Consider the following 17,879-nt stretch of genomic DNA (forward strand, 5'->3'; position numbering starts at 1 on the left):
GGGACGACTGATTGAAAACTGCCGCAATTGAACGTGCTGTTCGGTTGCGGCAGTTTCGTTTGGTCGCAGGGGGTCTCTGCTGAAATTGCTCCCAATCACAGAAACTTGAACTGTCGCCCTGATCCTGAATTATCGAGGGAGGTTTTGGGTGAGGGAAATTCCATTCAGGTTGGGCATGGCAAAGCCCGGGCGGCGGGCCGTACAATCATCCGCTGTGATTGGCTTGGAGAGGGGTATCATGTCAGCTCAGGTGATTCGACCCGACGTCTCAGACCTAACTTTGCGGACATTCTGTCGCGCACTCCATCCCGAATTGTTTGAACGGGGTACCAGTCTCACATTGTCGAACTCCGTAATGCAGTTGGACGTACGGCTGAATGCCTCGGGACACGTACTCGCCTTGCAGACCGCCAGTCACTCGCTGACCGAAGTCATCGTCGATCATCGGGAAGTGGTGCCGACGTTCAGTCGAATCATCGACTATCGATTGCGTGGTTGTAAAACCGAATCGGTCCAGTTTGAAACGGGGCTGCGCTATGACGTCAGTTGCCAATTAGAGCGACTCCACCTGGATATCTTTTTGCGAATGAATGAAGAGCTTGAGCAGGATCTGAACCGTGCGGATTTGTCCATTCGCCTGCCGGCCGCCAATCGAATCTTGCCCGGTCCGCTCAGTCTGATCCGCATGGAAGTGGCACGCGACAGCATTCTGGTGTATGCGTTCCATACGTTTCCCGAGCACAGCGCCATCGTGAAGACTCAGTCTCTTTTTGTGCAGAATGACCTCCCGGCTGACAAATGAGCGCGGTCCTCTCCGTTCCGTCTGCAGCAGGCCAATCCCGCAGGGCGAGCTCACCGCCGGCCTGACTTCTCTTTCACATTCATGCCCCGTTCGTTCGGCAAGCGATCCGCGAACTGACGCTTCGTTTCGAACAAAGCCTCACTGTGGTCGTGGCAAGCGGAACCTGAGTAGTGAGTCGTTCGCTCTGCGGCCTCACTTCGCTCCTTCAACGGGGGGACTGATGAGCGATCAAAGGGAGGACTGATTTCGTATCAGCACTGGTTGATAGTTTCCGGGCGATCTCGGTATGGTGTGATTCGATCGGTCCTCAGCGGTCTGCTGTGAACCGGAATCCTCTCTTTTCTGGCTCCCACGTCATTCGAGATGCAGGAACACCCATGACCAATCTGCCGAGTTCGTCCCGTAGCGCAGCGGGTTCTTCTCGTCGCGGGTTCTTAAAAGCTGCCGCCGCGTCGACCGCGTTTGGGTTTACGATTGTGCCGAGACACGTACTCGGTGGTCCCGGTCAAACTCCTCCGTCGGAACGCCCCCTGATGGCGGGGATCGGGTGTGGCGGCATGGGGGGAGGTGACATTGCCACGTTCACGAAACTCGGAGCCCGGTTTGTGGCCCTGTGCGATGTGGACGAGACCCGCGCAGCCGGGACGTTTCATGCTCACCCGGAAGCACGCCGGTATCAGGATTTTCGCGAGATGATGGACCGCGAGGCGAAAAATATCGACGCGGTGACGGTGGGGACGCCGGACCACATCCATGGTGTGGCCGCGATGGCGGCGATCAAGGCGGGGAAACACGTCTACGTCCAGAAGCCCCTGACCCATACTCTTCATGAATGTCGTGCGCTGACCCGGGCAGCTCAGCAGGCGGGCGTGATCACCTCGATGGGAAATCAGGGACACGCTTCAGAGGGATCTCGACTCACCAATGAATGGATTCAGGCGGGGATCATCGGTGACGTGGCGGAGGTTCACGCCTGGTCTGATCGTGCGGGCAAGCTTTGGAAGCAGGGGATTGGTCGACCTGCCGAGACGCCCCCGGTTCCTGCGACGCTGGACTGGAATTTGTGGCTGGGACCCGCGCGCGAGCGGCCTTACAGCCCGGCCTACGCACCTCACAACTGGCGGGGGTGGTGGGATTTTGGGACAGGTGCCTTGGGTGACATGGGGTGCCACATCATTGATCATCCGGTATGGGCCTTGAATCTGGGAGCCCCGACATCCGTCGAGTCCCGAACGACACTCGACGGATCTGTGCTGGAGAAGAATCAGCCCAACTTCGAGACCTATCCGATTGCCGCCATCATCACGTACGAGTTTCCTGCGCGAGGAAAACTGCCACCTGTCCGAATGACCTGGTATGACGGCGGACTGATGCCACCGACCCCGGCCGAAATGGGACCTGGACAGAAACTGCCTGACAACGGTGTCCTTTATGTCGGTACCCGCGGGAAGCTGTTCCATTCGTCACACGGCGGGATGCCTCACGTGCTGCCTGCCAAATTGCAGGAGGAAGCGGCGGCGGTACCGAAGACATTCGACCGCTCCCCCGGGCACTACGAAGAATGGTACCAGGCGATCCGAGGGGGAAAGCGTCCAGTGGACAACTTCGACTATGCGGGCCCGATGACCGAGACGGTCCTGCTCGGTGTGTTATCACTGCGCGCACCTGGGACCCGGCTGGAGTGGGACAGTGAGAACCTCCGCGTCAAGAATGTGCCGGAACTGAACCAGTTCGTGAAGACCGAGTACAGAACGGACTGGACGTTGTGACCGCCGGTGCTGTGGTGTGCTCGGATTGTGACAGACTTGACCAGGGCCCCGCCATCCGTCGCTTTCGCCGGGTGTCCTCGTCGTACCTGACGGTTCTATCTCTGGCGGTGTTCTGCTTCTGCGGCTGTCGTTTACGGGAGTAAGAGACTTGCTTCTGATATCACCTCATATTCGAAGGAGAGGATCGATGCGCCTCTTTCTGATGTTGGCAGTGGTTTTGATCGCCGGTGCGGGAACGATACTCGCCGAGGAGAACACTCTGACGGAGCAGGAGAAAGCGGAAGGCTGGATCCTGTTGTTCGATGGTCACTCCACCAAAGGCTGGATAAGTCCCAAGGAAAAGCCACTGCCTCAAACGCATGTCCAGGAGGGGAGTCTGAATCCTCATCCCTGCGATTACATGCTGGTGCACGAGAAAGTCTGGGAGAACTACCGGCTTTCATTGGAATTCAAGATTTCGAAAAAGTGCAACAGCGGGATCTTTGTACGAACGTTTCCGCTGACGCCACGCCCCGACAAGGATGTCGGCTTTAATGGAATTGAAGTCGCCATTGATGACACGACGACAGCGGGATTCCACGACACGGGGGCCTTCTATGATCTGGTCAAGCCAGCGAAGAACGCGATGAAGCCTGCCGGGGAGTGGAATCAGATGGTGATTACCAGCAACCGGAATATCCTGGAAATTGTCCTGAACGGTGAGCATGTCAATCGAATCGATCTGGATGAGTGGCCTGAGCCGAACCGGCGTCCTGATGGAACGATGCACAAATTTGATGTCGCTTACAAGCAGCATCCTCGCAAGGGCTATTTGGGTTTGCAGGATCACGGAAGCGACTGCTGGTACCGGAATATCAAACTGCTGCCGCTGAAATGAGTGCTGAATCAGGGCTTGCCACGGTGATCGCCGCTCTAAGGACCGCTTTACATACAGATATGGGAATCGGGACCAATTTGACGGTGATCCGAACTCGCAGCGCCCGTGGAGGTCGGGGCAGGGGGATGAGCGGGAAACAAAAAAGCACCGTCCTGGGGTGTGAGGACGGTGCTCGTCGTTGATTCTGAGGATTCAGCCCGCAGGAGCTAAACCGTCAGGTCAGGGTCGTTAGAATGTTCCCCATCCGTAAGGCAGTTCGCCGTTGTTTCCAACCCCGTTCAGGAAGAAACCGTTCGCGTCGCCCGTGTTGGTGTATGGGAAGCCATCGCGAACGAACACAGGATCGCTGTCCGCACTGGCACGCCAGACGCTCTGGCCCATACCGGGATAGAGGAAGAAGTCCGCGCTTCCGATGGGTGCGTTGTAGAACGGAATTCGAGCAGCCAGTCGGGTCGCGTTACGAGCTCTTTCTGCACCGACAAACGGCCCGGCTGGGTCAGCATCAAACTGACGGGATTTGAAGACGCCTTCGGCATTGTTGTAGAAGGCAACCAGAGCCTGATTACGCGAGGCGAATCCACCCAGCGACGTTCCGAACTGATCGAATGAACCTGGATCCGTCGTGTTGTTGCGATAGGTCAGGTCAAATCGCGACAGTGGATCGCTTTGGTAAGCATCCAGTTGGAATTCGGTCGGGCTCCATGTTCCGGCTGAGGTTACTGGTGTAACGGTAGAGACGAACGAGTGGAACAGGACGTCATCACCGAAGTTACCCCCGAGGAAGTTGTTATCGATTCTCGCAACGACCCCACCGTAACCCTGGCTCGCAAATCCACCGGCGAAGGTTGAGCCATAGCCACCGTCACTGGTACCAATTCGGATGACCAGGCCGGTACCGGTCAGGTCGCTGTTAAGACCATTGCCGATGACCGTGTTTCCGTCCATCACGAGATTGAGGTTTGGACTTGAGAAGACACTCCCGTCCGCCACCAGCGGTGTGGTGCTCGATGCCCAGATGGCCTGGGTTGTCGAGGCGGTGTTGACGATGTAGACACCTTCCAGCCTGTTCGCTGCAACATAGTTGTTGGAAATTGTCGCGTTGGTGGTGTTATACCCACGGTTGATCATGTTAATACCACGACCATGGTTGTTGGTCACTTCGTTGTTCACGATCGCAACGTTACTCGTGAAACCACTGTAGCCTGCGGAAATCTGGTACTGAATCGCGTCGCCAAAGTTGTTGTCAACCAGGTTGTTTGTAACAACGATGGAACTGGTAGGTGCCACGTCCATCTTGATACCTGCGTTCAAGGCAGCGGTATTCAGGTTCGCCAAGGTTCCGTTGTAGGTGATTTCGTTCTGGTCGATGGTTAACGAACCAGCACCTGTCACTTCAATACCATTCTGCTGGTTGAGGGTAATCTGGCTATTCGAGATCACCAGACCGACAGTCCGTCCATTCAGGGCGATACCATCCCCTGCGTTATTCGCAATCAGGTTTTGCGTCCAGGTGCCGGTCGTGCCACGCAGGTCGGAAGCATTGTTGACTTGTTCAATCAACTGAATTCCGTTGGCCCCGTTATTGGTGATAGTATTACGTGCGATGTCAGCTCGGATATTGGCATCTGCACGTTCGTCGAACAGGATGCCGTTCAGGCTGTTCGCTACGAAACGGTTATCGTTGATCGTGTAGGTGTCGGTGCGGAACTCGTTCGCTGCAAGGACAGCCAGACCGTTGCCCGAGTTGGTCAGGAACTGGTTGTGCTGGATGGTCATGTTGTTGATCTGACCATCAGCCGTTCGCGAGAATTCCAGTCCGTTCGCTCCGTTGTTGGTGAAGGTGTTGCCGAGGTCCGCTGTCGCACCACCGACAACAAAGTTGTTCAGAGAGGCGAAGACACCCAGGTTGTTCCCTGTCACGGTCATCTGAGCACCGTTGCCCACGTTGTTGGTAAAGGTCGACTGAACCATGGTTCCGGTCAGGGATGAGGCACCCTGCTGGAAGGTTCGCAGGCCGTCGCCGTTGAAGTTCTGGTCTGGTCCGTTAACCGTGTTGCTGAAGGTCGAGTTTGCGACATTCAGGACACCCGTTGAACCACCCGTCATCAGGATTCCCACACCGGCGTCTGTATTACCGGTGATTTCGTTCCCGGCACGGGTTGTATCACCCAGGTTCCAGTTAAAGCTGGCCTGATCAGGCACAACCAGCTTCACACCCATGCCACCGTTACGCTCCGCTGCGGTACCGATCTGGTTGCCGTAGAACTGGGCCCCTTCGAAGTGACCACCATTCTTGAGAGCCAGGTTGATCCCTTCAGCCAGGTTGCCATTGATCACGTTGTTGGTGAAGTTGCTGGTAATCTGACCGTTCAGACCCATCTGGAGATTGACACCTTGAGTGCCGTTTCCGCTGATGGTGTTGCTGTCAAATCCACCCGTGTAGTTGGCATTGTCGCCGAGCACCACGTTGATTCCGGCAGCGTTCAGGGCAGGGTTCGCAGCGTTCAGTCCGTTCTCGGTAATCATGTTGCGGGCGATGCTGGCTCGCAGATCCTGACCGCCGTTGACGAGAGTCATATTCAGTCCGGAACCGGTGTTCTGGCTGATCGAGTTCTCGTTGATAATCATGTTGATCGTCGAGTTGACCGTCTGAGCATTGACCAGTCGCACCCCATCACCGGTATTCAGCGAGACGGTGTTACCAACCAGCGTGATGTTATCGAGCGTGCTGTTCGTGACCGTCCCACCGTTACCGGTGAATTCGATCCCGTGTCCGACCTGGCTGGTGCCGTTGGACTGAATCACAGCTCCCGCCACCGTCAGGTTTGACAGATCCGTGTTGTTCAGGTTGAACTGGATCCCGTCAGCACCGTTGCTTGAGAAGGAGCTCTGTCCGATATTCCCCGTGGTGGCCACGAAGTGCGATCCTTCGGGGTTTCCAGGCAGAGCCACCAGCGTGCCACCCAGGGTCAGTCCACCGGTGTAGTCAACTTGAATCGTCGAACCAATCAGGTCGCTGCCGTAGACAGTTTCGTCTCCACCGGGCGTCAGGTCAAAGTCGTTGTCCCACTGGAAGTTTTCACCGGGAGCAAAGCTGGTGAAGGTGAGTTCCAGCAGCTGGCTGAAATCGTCAACCAGGGTTGGAGGATAGGGGTCAGCTCCGGGGACTGGAACCACGGTTCCATTCACAGTAGCCAGACCCGTGGTGACGTCGGTGCCATTGTAAGGTGTGAAGGGGTAATTGGCCCCACCTTGTGTATTGAAGATTGCTCCGGAGACAGAGGTTGAAGTGTCCAGGGTGAACCCGGTCACGTCAGCCGTGGATGTCCCCGAGGTGTTGATCAGGTTGAAGGTACCCCCACCGGCGGGGAACGTGTTGCCCGTGATCGTGAAGTCGAGTCCTGTGTTAACCCCGGTGCCACCACTGCTGATGGTCAGGTCACGCAGTGAAGCGCCGTTTCCAACAATGTTCAGACCGTTGCCGGTGTTTGAATTGCTGGAGGTTCCCACGATCTTGATCCCGTCTGCGATGGAGTTGTTCACAGTGATCAGGATTCCGTCCCCCGTGGACTGCGACACAGAGTTCTGCGAGAAGTAGGTCTCACCCGCTTCAATCAACGAATTGTTGAGGGTTACAGCGATTCCCTCAGCACCACTGTTGGTCACGGTCTGGCCCTGGACAATCAGAGCGGTGTTGGCCACGGTTCCCAGCGACAGCAGTTCCTTGACGACAGGGACAGGAAGTTGGTTGTTCAGCGGGCTGCTCAGGTTGTCGGTAACCGTCAGAACTTCGACAGGAGCCAAAGCCACATTCAGGCCGAGGTTGCTGACCAGAGTCGTGTCGGTCAGAGAAATGTCGATTCCGCGACCGCCACTTCGAGCGATTTCGGTGGGGCCAAACAGGTTGATGGCACCGTTTGCGACATTGTTCATTCCGATCTGGATGCCGTCACCCACGCTATCGTTGATGCTCGAAACCCCATTGATCAGTACCGAGCCGTTGGTGACATTGGTCATCTGGACGTTGACGCCGTCGCCGGTTGCCGAGTTCACCGTTCCGGGACCCGACAGAGCAAACAGACCGTTGTTGACGTTGGTGTAGGTTGCCTGGACGCCAGTCGTGTCATAGGAGCCTGTCAGAGAAACCACAGCCTGATCCATGAACGAGAAGTCCAATCCTGCGATCGGGCCCAGGACGTTCCCTTCGAAGGTGTTCAAGCCCGTCATCAACAGGTTGAATTTGGTGTTGGTACCGGATGCGTCGACCTGGATTCCGTAGCGACCGTTGCTCGAGGCCGATGTTCCGGCTTCGATCGAGGTGGTCAGAGTCGCACCATCGAGGGCCGTGAGCGAAATCCCGTCGCCTGCGTTGAAGTCCATGGTGTCACCATAGAACAGCAGCAGGGCCTTGGCCGAATCAGAGGCACCATTGCCGACGGCGGTGACGTTCACACCATCAAGTCCTCCGTTGTTGCCGTTGCCGTTGTACGAGTTGCCGATCGAGCGATACTGAACTTCGCCCTCGTCACCCACGTTGATCAACAGGCCTTCCGATCCGTTGAAGTCGACAGTGGATCCAACCACGTTCATCCGGGTGAGCGAACCTGGGTTGTTGGTTGTGAGCTGGATACCCTGGTTGGCGTTGCTGGAGACCGACGAGGTCACCATGGCGGTGTTCAGGTTGCCGCCGTTGGATGCGACTCCGAAGAAGCCCTGACCACCGAAGAAGGTACCGTTCGCGTCGAGGCTGGTCGAAACCAGGTTGAAGTTGGCGACACTGTTGGCTCCATCAGCCCGTACAAACATCCCCGCACCACCGCTTTGTGAGAACGAGGTATTCGCCGAGGTATACACATTCAAGGAACCGCCGTTGAGGGCATTGAACAGACCACCGATTGAACCACTGCGGTCGGCCTGAACGTTCGCCATCGCCAGATTGATCTCGGAACTTGGACCGGTCACGGTCGTGTTCACTGCATTCGCAGCGTTGTTCGACAGGTTGCTTGAGACCACCGAAGCATCGATATGGCTGTTGCCGCTCGCGAAGAGGTTCATGCCGATTTGCTGTGAACCGAATGGGAAGGTGTTCCCCAGTGTGACCGAGTTCAAGCTGAGGCCAACTTGCGAGTTGGAGGTGGCGACGACTTCCAGGCCGGTTCGGCTGTTGACGAAGGGAGGCAGTGCAACGCCGTTGTTGACAATCCGGACTCCCTGGCCAGCCCGACCGTAGATGTCGGTGCCGATGGCTCCGACAAAGTTGGTTCCCTGGTCAGCTCGAATCGAGATTCCGTCGTTACCATTGCCACTGACACTGGCACCGTTATAGACCTGCAGGAAGCTGAATGGTGATCGTTCGATATCAAGACGGATACCGTCGTTTCCACGGAGTGACATCAGGCTCGTGCCATTGTTATCAACCGAGCCCAGGTTGACCGACGCCTGAACGATCGAATCGTTGCGGCTGGTGACGAAGATCCCGTTGTCAGCGTTGTTGTTGATCGTGGCGTTGGCGAAATCGAGGCGATTCACCGCACCGTTGTTGATCACACCCAGCACACCGCTGCCGGCACCGTTCTGACCGTTGTTCGAAATCGACGAGCTGCGCGACGCGAAGTTGAATTCACCATCATTCATGATGTATTCGACGCCGTTCGCACCACTGTTGTTGATATTGCTGCCGTTCAGCATCGAGATCGAGGCGACTGAGGCGGCGCCACTGACGTCACCGTAGATACCGCTTCTTTCGCTGTTGCTGAGGCTGCTGTTGTTGAAGCGTGAGTTCAGGATTCCGCCGTTAGAGACTTTGAAGTTCATCCCGTCACGGCCGCTGTTATTGAAGTCACTGTTGGTGAAGTCGGTCATCACGCGAGAGTAGTCGACATTGGCGACGAATCCGTCAGATCCGCTGCGGCTGCCCGAGGTATTGAGCAGGGTCAGAGCGGCGTCAGATCCCGTTGTGGCATCGATGCGGACAGCGTTCACCAGCGTGTCCGAGAAGTCGCCATTGTAGATGTTGCCGTTGAAGAGGCTGGCATTTTTCAGGTCGAGTTTCAAACCGTAAGCCTGGTTGCTGACCGATCCGTTGGGAGCGATGTTGTTTGCAGGCGACAGGTTCGACAAGAGGTTAATGGTCGAGTTGTCAGAGATAATGTTGAAGGCACTGGATCCGTTCACCAGGCGACCACTGTTAGCAAGTGTTCCGTGGCTGAATTCCAGGTTTGCAAACGAGTTGCCAGTGGCGTTCAGGTAGAAGCCATCGCCACCCGAGTTCCGAGCGGTGTTGTAGTCGAAGAAGAGGTTCACGACCGAGTTCTGAGACAGTTCCCCGTGGACCGCACTGCGACCGCTGTTGTTGAGGTTGTTTTCCAGGAAGGCGACATTGAGTCGCGAATCATTCAAACGATAGTGGAGAGCATCGCGGCCACTTCCCGAGGCGTCGGTTGGGTCTACGAACAGGTTGACCGTCGAGCCGAGGGTTCCTTCGACATGGAAGGCGTCACGCACGTTATTCTGGAACTGGCTGTCGCGGACGTTGGCGTTCATCAACGTGTTGTTTGTGGCGTAGATTCCCAGGCCGTCGACCGCATTTCCAATCGCGTTGACGTTGGTCAGGTTAAGAGTGCCGGCACCGCCCAGTTGGCTGAAGACGATACCCGATCCACCCACGCTGTTGCTGAAGTTGGATTCTGAGAACGTGACGCCGACTGTCGAGGTCTTGATTGGAGCCGCTTGCGTACCGATCTGCAGGTTGTTGGAGCCGTTCTGCATGGCTGCAACATTGGTTCCGAAGACCGTGATAGAACCGCCGGTGCCGTCGATCTGAATACCGGCATTGGAGTTGTTGTTGGAGCGTACGTTGTCCATGTAAGCGGTGAGCTGCTGGCTGGTTTCGCTCAACTGGATACCGGTTCCGTTACCGTTCGTGAAGACATTCTTCATCATCACGTTCAGATAGGAATCGTCTGCGTTCAGCTTCACGCCGAAGGGCTGTGGCTGGCTGGCGTCGGCGTTCATTTGAACGTTGGACATGAACAGGTCAAGACCTGGCACAGCCGTATCGATCTGAATCCCGCCCCCTGCGTTTCGGCCGTAGCCGAACGGATTGGCGTGGTTGGCTGTGCCGACGTTGATGTCACGAATCACACCGCCGCCCGAAGCATTGGTGAGGGCAATTCCACGACCACCATTGCCGCTGATTTCCAGGTTGTGCAGCAGGAAGTTGCGTGACCCTGCACTGGTATTACGAATTGCGTCCCCGGCCGAATTGGTGAAATTGAGGGCGCGAACTTCGTTGTTGTTGGCAAGAGTCACAACACTGCCACCATTCAGGCTGGCATTGTCGTTTCTCATATAGGGGTAGATCCCCGAATTGCTGGTCCCGGGCAAATCGAAGTTGCCGTAGATCGTATTTCCGTAACGGGCGTAGAGGTCAACAGTCGAGAGTCGGCCCGTACCCAGCAGTCGCTGGTTGTCCGAGAGGATGATTGATCCGGTGACAGGATTGGCTTCGCTGGAATTGCCGTTATGCACCAGAATGATATCGCCGGGAGCATTGCCTGGCAGATTTTTGAATGGGTTCTGGAAGGTTCCGTCGCCGCCGCTGGTGTTGCTGTTATTAACGTGTGTAATGAAGTAAGGCTTGTTGGTTTCAGGGTTGATCGCAGCGATGTCAACCTGCTGATTGTAGGTGTGGGTGGCAACACGCCAGTTTCGCTGAACGGGGTTCAGCATGCGTTCGCGGACAGAGAGATTGGGGAAGTAGCGGGTGGGCTGGAAACCCGAAAAACGGAAATCGACTGTGGCGTTCAGGTTGGTACCCCACAGGCGGTCCTGGTTGATGACCAGACCGACCGTCAGGTCGTTGCTGATCATCGCTTCGACTCGTCCACGGTAACCGAAGGTGTTCTGTTCTGAGGTGCGATAAGCATAGAAGCCGGAGTAGGCTCGCAGCCATTGAGCTGATGCCGAGACGGGGACACCAAACTCCATATCACCCCCGCTCATCGACTGATCGCGAAGCTGCAATCCGTTGAAGGCGAGCGAGTTGCCGACGAAGTAGGGGTTTCCGCTGATTCCGAGCGGGGCGACGAAGTTATCGTTGCTCCCGTTGACGAAATACCCGTTCCCTCGCAGGTCCCACCATTCGCCGAGGGTTTCCGCACCCACGTTGAACTGGCTATACCGATTGTTGAGGTAGTTCTCGTCGTCGTCGTAGTAGCCGTAGACACCGAAGATCCGGTCCAGGCTGTCGACATACTTACGACCCACGAGACCGGCGTTCACACCGATCTGTGAGCTGTTCGTAATGATCAGCCGGGCGTTGGGAGCAATGAAGGCGTCTTCATTGACCCAGATGGGCGTGAACACGCCAATCTGGCTATAGCTGTCACGGTAACCCACCCCGTCACCCGTCATGTGCCGGATGTCGAAGTAGGTGCCTTGCAGCACGCCGCCTCCACTGAAGTTCTGAACTTCAGCGACCCCTGAATCGGAATAGGTATCGACTGCCGTTTGCGCGGAGACTGCGCTGGCCAAAACGAGCCACGACAGGCACACGAAGCCAATGTTCACACGTTGCATGGACGTCTCTCTCCAGCAGGATCCGTGAATCCGCATTTCCAGCCGAAAGTCGAACTGGGTCGACCTATACTTCCCAACTTCAGCCCGCAACGGGTGCGCGGACTGTGACGAATTTATCGCGTCTCATCGTTATTCGGCTTTTGTCACGCAGTCTGATGAGTGAAACTGTACGGACTGTGAGGATCTTGCGTGAAATAACGACTTGCGCGAAAAGTCCTTCTGTATCGACCGGCTTGCGATCGGCAGTTTCTGCCATCAGGCAGGCGATGACTGTCCCGCAGCAGCACATTGCTCGATCTTCCCGCTGCAGAAGATCAGTGAGAGAGGTGTTCGCGTCCACACGTCGGAAACGGGTATCCAGTGGTGATCAGCGACACTCACTCTGTACATCGCTGTCATGCCTGACGAAAAGGGCTACCATGAGGCGAAGCCCGTTTCACCAGGCATTCGCCTGCTGAATCTTTCACAGAAATCACCTTTTGGCACTGTGTGCTGGAACGCCACCACGGCTACGGATCCAAGGTAGGTACCCGCCGCATTCGCTACTTCGACGAGACATCGCCCGATGAAACAAGCCGTATCTCCGTCCCTCGACCCCACTTCGTTATTCGTCCATTTTCGGGGGAGCTATGGCAGCGAGTTACTCACCGCCGCGGTGGCTCACTTTGGACTTTTCGAGCGCCTGGCTGCGCGCCCGATGAACCTCAACGAGCTAAAGCAGGAACTGCAGCTCGAGCAGCGACCCGCGCTTGTTCTGCTGACGGCCCTGCGCGCCATGCAGTTACTGGACGTCGACCGGAGTGGAACCTTCTCCCTTTCCGCACTTGCTGAGAATCATCTGATTCCCGGAAAGGATCATTTTGTCGGAGACTACATCGGACTGGCAGCAGAAAGTCCCGGTGTGACCGAGATGGTCGCGCGGCTGCGGACCAACCGACCCGCTCACGCAAAAAGTGGCGACGAAGGAGCTGCCTTCATCTATCGGGACGGACTGGAGTCGGCCATGGAGCAGGAAGCGTCTGCCCGTCGCCTGACGCTCGCATTGGCAGGCCGGGCCAAGAACGTCGCACCGGTTCTGGCTGAAAAACTGAATATGACCGAGGGCGTTCTGCTCGATGTCGGGGGCGGGACGGGAATCTACAGCATCGCCTGTCTGCAGAAAAATCCGCGCCTGAGTGCGATCGTGTTCGACCGGCCAGAGGTGCTCAAAGTCGCCGGGGAGTTTGCAGAGCAGTACGGTGTATCGGATCGCCTGCAACTGATCGAAGGAGATATGTTCGCGGATCCATTTCCCGCTGCGGATGTCATTCTGCTGTCGAATATTCTGCACGATTGGGATGAGCCCGAATGCGAGCAGCTTGTCAGAAAGTCCGCCTGTTCCCTGGCCAGGGGAGGGCGGTTGGTGATTCACGATGTCTTCCTGAACGACGAACTGGATGGACCGCTGCCGATCGCACTGTATTCTGCCGCGTTATTTACGCTGACCGAAGGAAGGGCCTACAGTGCAAAAGAGTACCGGACGTGGATGCAGAACGCCGGACTGGTGACAGGGGAGGTGGTGCCGACGTTGATTCATTGCGGATTACTGTCGGCAGAGAAAACGTAACAGTCGGGACCATACTGGTCAGAGGGGGGCGGTCAACGTCCCCACCCGGCGTTGAACGGTTTCAACGGCAAGTGGGCTGACGCGTTCGAACTGGCCCCCCGAACGTTTGTCGTGACCGCTTGATAAGCCCCCGATTCCTCCGCAGAGGTCATTCGGCCGCGGCCGGAGACTTGGGCGCTTCACCTGCGAGGACGGCCGTCAGAGCCGATCGAAGTCGTTCATCAAACCGGGCTCCGCCGCCGACGAAAACACGGGCAACGTTCCCTTCACGGTCGATGATAACGGTCTGCGGAATTGATGTGGCACCGTATCTCTCGGCGATGCGACCGTTGCTGTCCATAACCACTGTTGTCGACAGCTTCAGTCGCTCAAGTGCCCCCTTGATTTTGTCTGGAGATTCTTCGAGGTTCACAGCGAACAGTTCAACACCCTGGTCGGCGAACTCGTGAGCGACTTTGTCGATCTGGGGCATGACCTGCAGACAGGGACCGCACCAGGAGGCCCAGAAGTCGAGTACGACAACTTTCTGCTTGTGGTCCGCAAGTTTGAATTTGGTTCCATCCAGCATGTTCAGATTGATGTCTGGTGCTGGTTTGCCGACCAATGACGAATCCTGCCCCTCACCGCTTTCTTCCGAGCCTTCACTCGGGGCGAGCGGTTCCGCCGCCGGCTTCAGTTTCCAGTCGTGGAAGGGGAGACCGGCGGCAGCCAGTTTTACAGCATCACCTGACAAGATCTGATCCACCTGCTGCAGGTTGACGCGGCAAGTTCCCAGCACGGCGCTCCGACCCGTGAGGATCTCTCCGGACAGTTTTTCCGGAGTGAACGTCAACCGGTTGCCGTCGTTTTGCAAGGCTTGAATGTATCCCTCTTCGGCGTTTACTTCAGCCGTACTCTCCTGTCCTTTCGGGTCGTCGCCATCCTCGGCCGAGTCGGGATGAAGCCACAGAATGCGAACAATCCGATCACGCCGGATGATTTTGGGGTCCAGCCTCAGTTCGATCTGCAGCTGTTCAGCATCCAGTGAGATCAGGCGACCACGCAGGTAGTCTCCATCAACAGAACGGATCAGATGCGTGGGAGGGTTGTCTCGCTGCATCCTGGGAAGGGTGAGTAAACGCTGACGCTTCAGTGACTGAATTTGTGTGGCCGGCGCATCGGGGATCAGTTCCAGTGCCTGAACCTCTTCGTTTGGAACGAACTTGATCTCAGAGACGTCTGACTCAAGGAGGACTCCTTTTTCGTCGACATTGACCATTTTGCATGGCAGCTTGTCGCCAGTTCGTAAGTGTAATACGGCTTCCGATGTCTTGGACGATTTCTTTTTCTTGTTGCCTGGGTCTCCGTCCGTAAACAGCGACTGAATCTGACCAACGATCCCTCCTCCGCGACGGGCACGGATGCGAGCTTGAGCGACTTGTTGCTGCATCTCAATCGTCTCTGATGCGACTGACGGAGGTGGTTCGCGGTAGACGATTCGTGCGGACAATCCCAGCTTGAACGGGACCGGGGTGTTGCTTCGACTCGCCAGCCAGACCAGGGGCTGAGACGTGTTCTCGGGAGTGTCGACCAGTGAGCCATGCAGGCGTGTCCCCTTGGCCTCCAGTCGTCCTCGTGGATGTGCCGAATCCTGTGTCCCTGTCTGTTCGGTTTGCGGTGCCACAGCGAACAGAGACTGCAACTGCTCGGTGGGGACGGTCACGATTTCCTGGATGCCGGGCACCTTCAGTCGTATTTTCCCTTCACTCGTATCGATCAGGCTGCCGCTGAGCTTGTGACCCTCGAAGAAGGCGACCCGCAGGGGGGGCGGTGGGACTTCTTCTGCTTGTGACAGGAATACGTCCTGAATTTGATCTTCGGGGATTCTGGTGGCATCGGCCCCTTCGCCGACGATGAACTCGCGCGCGGCCGCATCAAACGACGCGATGGACCCATAAACAATTTTTCCATCCCGAAAATGGATGCGTGACTGATCGTTGGCAACTTGAAGTGGAAGGTCGCCGTTCCAGCGACTGATGCGGAGACTTTCCAGGCGGATATTCCCACTGCGATTCGTGAGCTGCAAACCGCCGTAAGTTTTGGGCTCTGCTAACGGGACGTTCAATTCACCCAGATCTTTTCCGTCCGAAGAATAGACGAGCAATCGGCCATTCTGCTGGTCGAGAAATGCTTGAAAATGGATCCGCCCGGATTTGCCGATATTGGATTGAAGGCTGGCAATGTCGGCCAGTTTCTCTCCTTCGCGTTTGACGATGATGTCGTTTTCCCAGGCTTCAAAGCTGAACGCCCGCATGACCGTTCGAGCCTCATCGTTCACCCCGATGGCGAATTCAAAACTGGGTTGCGAGGACCACGAGAGTTCAAATTCGATTCTCGCCAGACTTGGCATGCCGAAGTCGCGGTACAAGGTCGCTCCCGCTTTCTCGGCGACCAGGCTTCCGGCATCTTCCCGCCAGCCTTCTTCGGCTCCCGATGCCTTCCAGCCATTCAGTCCGTTCGGGCCGACAAAGAACAGTTCGGCATTTCCTTTGATTCGGAACAATCGCAGCACCGTGGATCGGTCGATCGTCACGCGGCCGAGATGGTTGACGTCGAGGACAACAGATTGGGGGTCCATGCCGACGAGACTGCCGAAAAGGACATCGGAACCAGTGCGGGTAACGCAGTAATCGCCGGCGTGAGTCGGCAGCTTGTCCGGCATCGGAAAGTGAATCGATTGAACACCCGCCAGTTCGAAGGCGAGCGGCTGGGTGAAGATCGGGGACAGCCAGCCGAATGTCTCCGGGTTGGCCGACGGCGTCAGGGACCCCGTAATGTAGTCACCATTCGTCAAATGCAGGACGGCTTGAGGGCTGACGTTTGCCGGTGTCTCAGCCGAGACGGACGCAGCTGCGACCAGACTGGAGATCAGCAAAAACGTCACCCGTCGAAGTGGCATGCCCATTCGTCGCAGACCAGCTATCTCGAGGGAGGAAGTGAGATCGATCACAGTAGGCGGTTCCTCAATTGGTCACGCGTGAATGTTTCAAACCAGTCCGATTGGCACAGTCCGCCGCTTCGTCGCGTCGGTGAGGAACATCAATCCATCTCTGGTTTATCGTTCGTAAATGGGCAAGAAGCGATAGTTCAGAGCAAGTGCCAGACAGGACATCGAAGTGCCGAGCGTTGTGCCCATTTGACCCTGGATACTGCCGTCGACGGCTTGAATTTGTTTGAGATGTCTGACGAGGAGCTTGTTCCATTTTTCCCAGGCTTCGACATCGCCCTGGAACAAGGCCTGAGCCTGATAGTAGCGGGTGTATTCTGGCCAGTTCTGTTGAGTGACATTGTCCAGTCGCTGGACCAGATAATTGAGGGTGGCCTTGAACTGCGACAGGTCTTTTCGTCGACCGACAGAATAAACCAGGGTGGCGATCGAGATCCGGGCGAATGATTCGTCGAAGCCCCCGAAGCCGCCCGAGTATCCGACTTGTCCGGAAGGGGATGTCATTTTGGTGAAGTAGTTGAGTGACTTGTCGATCACTTCGTCCGGGACTTCGATTCCTGCGTTTCTTGCTGCGAGCAACCCCACCAGGACGGCTCCACTGACCGATGTGTCGGCATCGGTGGCATCGGGCGAGTACCGCCATCCACCGAACGAATTTTTCTTCTGGGACGTGACGGCAGCCCGGACGGCAAGTTCCAGCGATTGTCCGATGGTACGACGGTTGGCTTCGTTCCCTGTCCACAGGTTCCGATCATCGACCGCGCCGTAGGCTTCGGCGAGCGCCAGCATGGCGAAGCCGTGGTTATACATACTGCTATGTCCTTGTCCGCCATAGAAGCCGGTCGACCCATCCTGGCCGGAAATAATACTTCGCAAAGCACGACGGACGTTGTTGCTGTACAGCCCGAAGTTCGGATCTTCGCCGCTGGCCAGCAGGACCATCAAACACAGACCGGTAACACCGGGACCCTGTTCTCCGCCCCCCTTCCAGTCACCCGCTTCGGTCTGGTTGGCGACTAAGTATTGCAGCCCCTTCTCGTAGATCTCCCTCACATCACGTGGAACGACCTCGCCAATCCGGATCGAGGGGGCTTGTGCCTGTGCGGGCGTGGCGCTAAGACCTGCCACGATGGTCATGATCAGTGCGACGAGGCAGGGGCGATTGGGTTGAATCATAGGTCTTCCTGACTGGTCGGAGCGTATGAGTGCCCGTCATACAATTGGGATGCAGGGAATCTTATCGGAAAGTCTCAAGCTGC

The 17,879-nt window shown here is 56.6% G+C and carries 7 protein-coding genes; 4 read left to right on the forward strand and 3 right to left on the reverse strand.

The annotated features are described in order from the left end of the window. Positions 1–238: 238 nt before the first annotated feature. From ACGY09_RS18460 to ACGY09_RS18470, 3 genes are all read left to right on the forward strand, one after another. A complete protein-coding gene (locus tag ACGY09_RS18460) occupies positions 239–802 on the forward strand; it encodes a DUF2617 family protein (RefSeq protein ID WP_397568890.1) in 564 nt (187 codons plus the stop codon). A 377-nt stretch (positions 803–1,179) separates the two neighbouring features. Continuing rightward, positions 1,180–2,571, forward strand: coding sequence for a Gfo/Idh/MocA family protein (locus ACGY09_RS18465; RefSeq protein WP_397568891.1), 1,392 nt, complete (start codon positions 1,180–1,182; stop codon positions 2,569–2,571). Positions 2,572–2,758: 187 nt separating this feature from the next. Continuing rightward, positions 2,759–3,448, forward strand: coding sequence for a DUF1080 domain-containing protein (locus tag ACGY09_RS18470; RefSeq protein WP_397568892.1), 690 nt, complete (start codon positions 2,759–2,761; stop codon positions 3,446–3,448). A gap of 228 nt (positions 3,449–3,676) precedes the next feature. On the opposite strand, the gene ACGY09_RS18475 is transcribed toward ACGY09_RS18470, so the two are convergent. After that, positions 3,677–12,028, reverse strand: a complete 8,352-nt coding sequence (locus tag ACGY09_RS18475; protein WP_397568893.1) for a right-handed parallel beta-helix repeat-containing protein — start codon at positions 12,026–12,028, stop codon at positions 3,677–3,679. A gap of 565 nt (positions 12,029–12,593) precedes the next feature. Here ACGY09_RS18475 and ACGY09_RS18480 point away from each other — a divergent pair. Beyond that, positions 12,594–13,634, forward strand: a complete 1,041-nt coding sequence (locus ACGY09_RS18480) for a methyltransferase (protein WP_397568894.1) — start codon at positions 12,594–12,596, stop codon at positions 13,632–13,634. Between the two features lie 148 nt (positions 13,635–13,782). On the opposite strand, the gene ACGY09_RS18485 is transcribed toward ACGY09_RS18480, so the two are convergent. Together ACGY09_RS18485 and ACGY09_RS18490 are read right to left on the reverse strand one after the other, a co-directional pair. Then, entirely contained in the window at positions 13,783–16,572 is a 2,790-nt protein-coding gene (locus ACGY09_RS18485) for a TlpA family protein disulfide reductase (RefSeq protein ID WP_397568895.1), read from the reverse strand. A gap of 156 nt (positions 16,573–16,728) precedes the next feature. Then, positions 16,729–17,796: a prenyltransferase/squalene oxidase repeat-containing protein gene (locus ACGY09_RS18490; RefSeq protein WP_397568896.1), complete on the reverse strand. Its 1,068-nt coding sequence runs from the start codon at positions 17,794–17,796 to the stop codon at positions 16,729–16,731. Positions 17,797–17,879 lie beyond the last annotated feature (83 nt).

The sequence above is a fragment of the Schlesneria sphaerica genome (assembly GCF_044336245.1).
GTDB classification, from domain to species: domain Bacteria; phylum Planctomycetota; class Planctomycetia; order Planctomycetales; family Planctomycetaceae; genus Schlesneria; species Schlesneria sphaerica.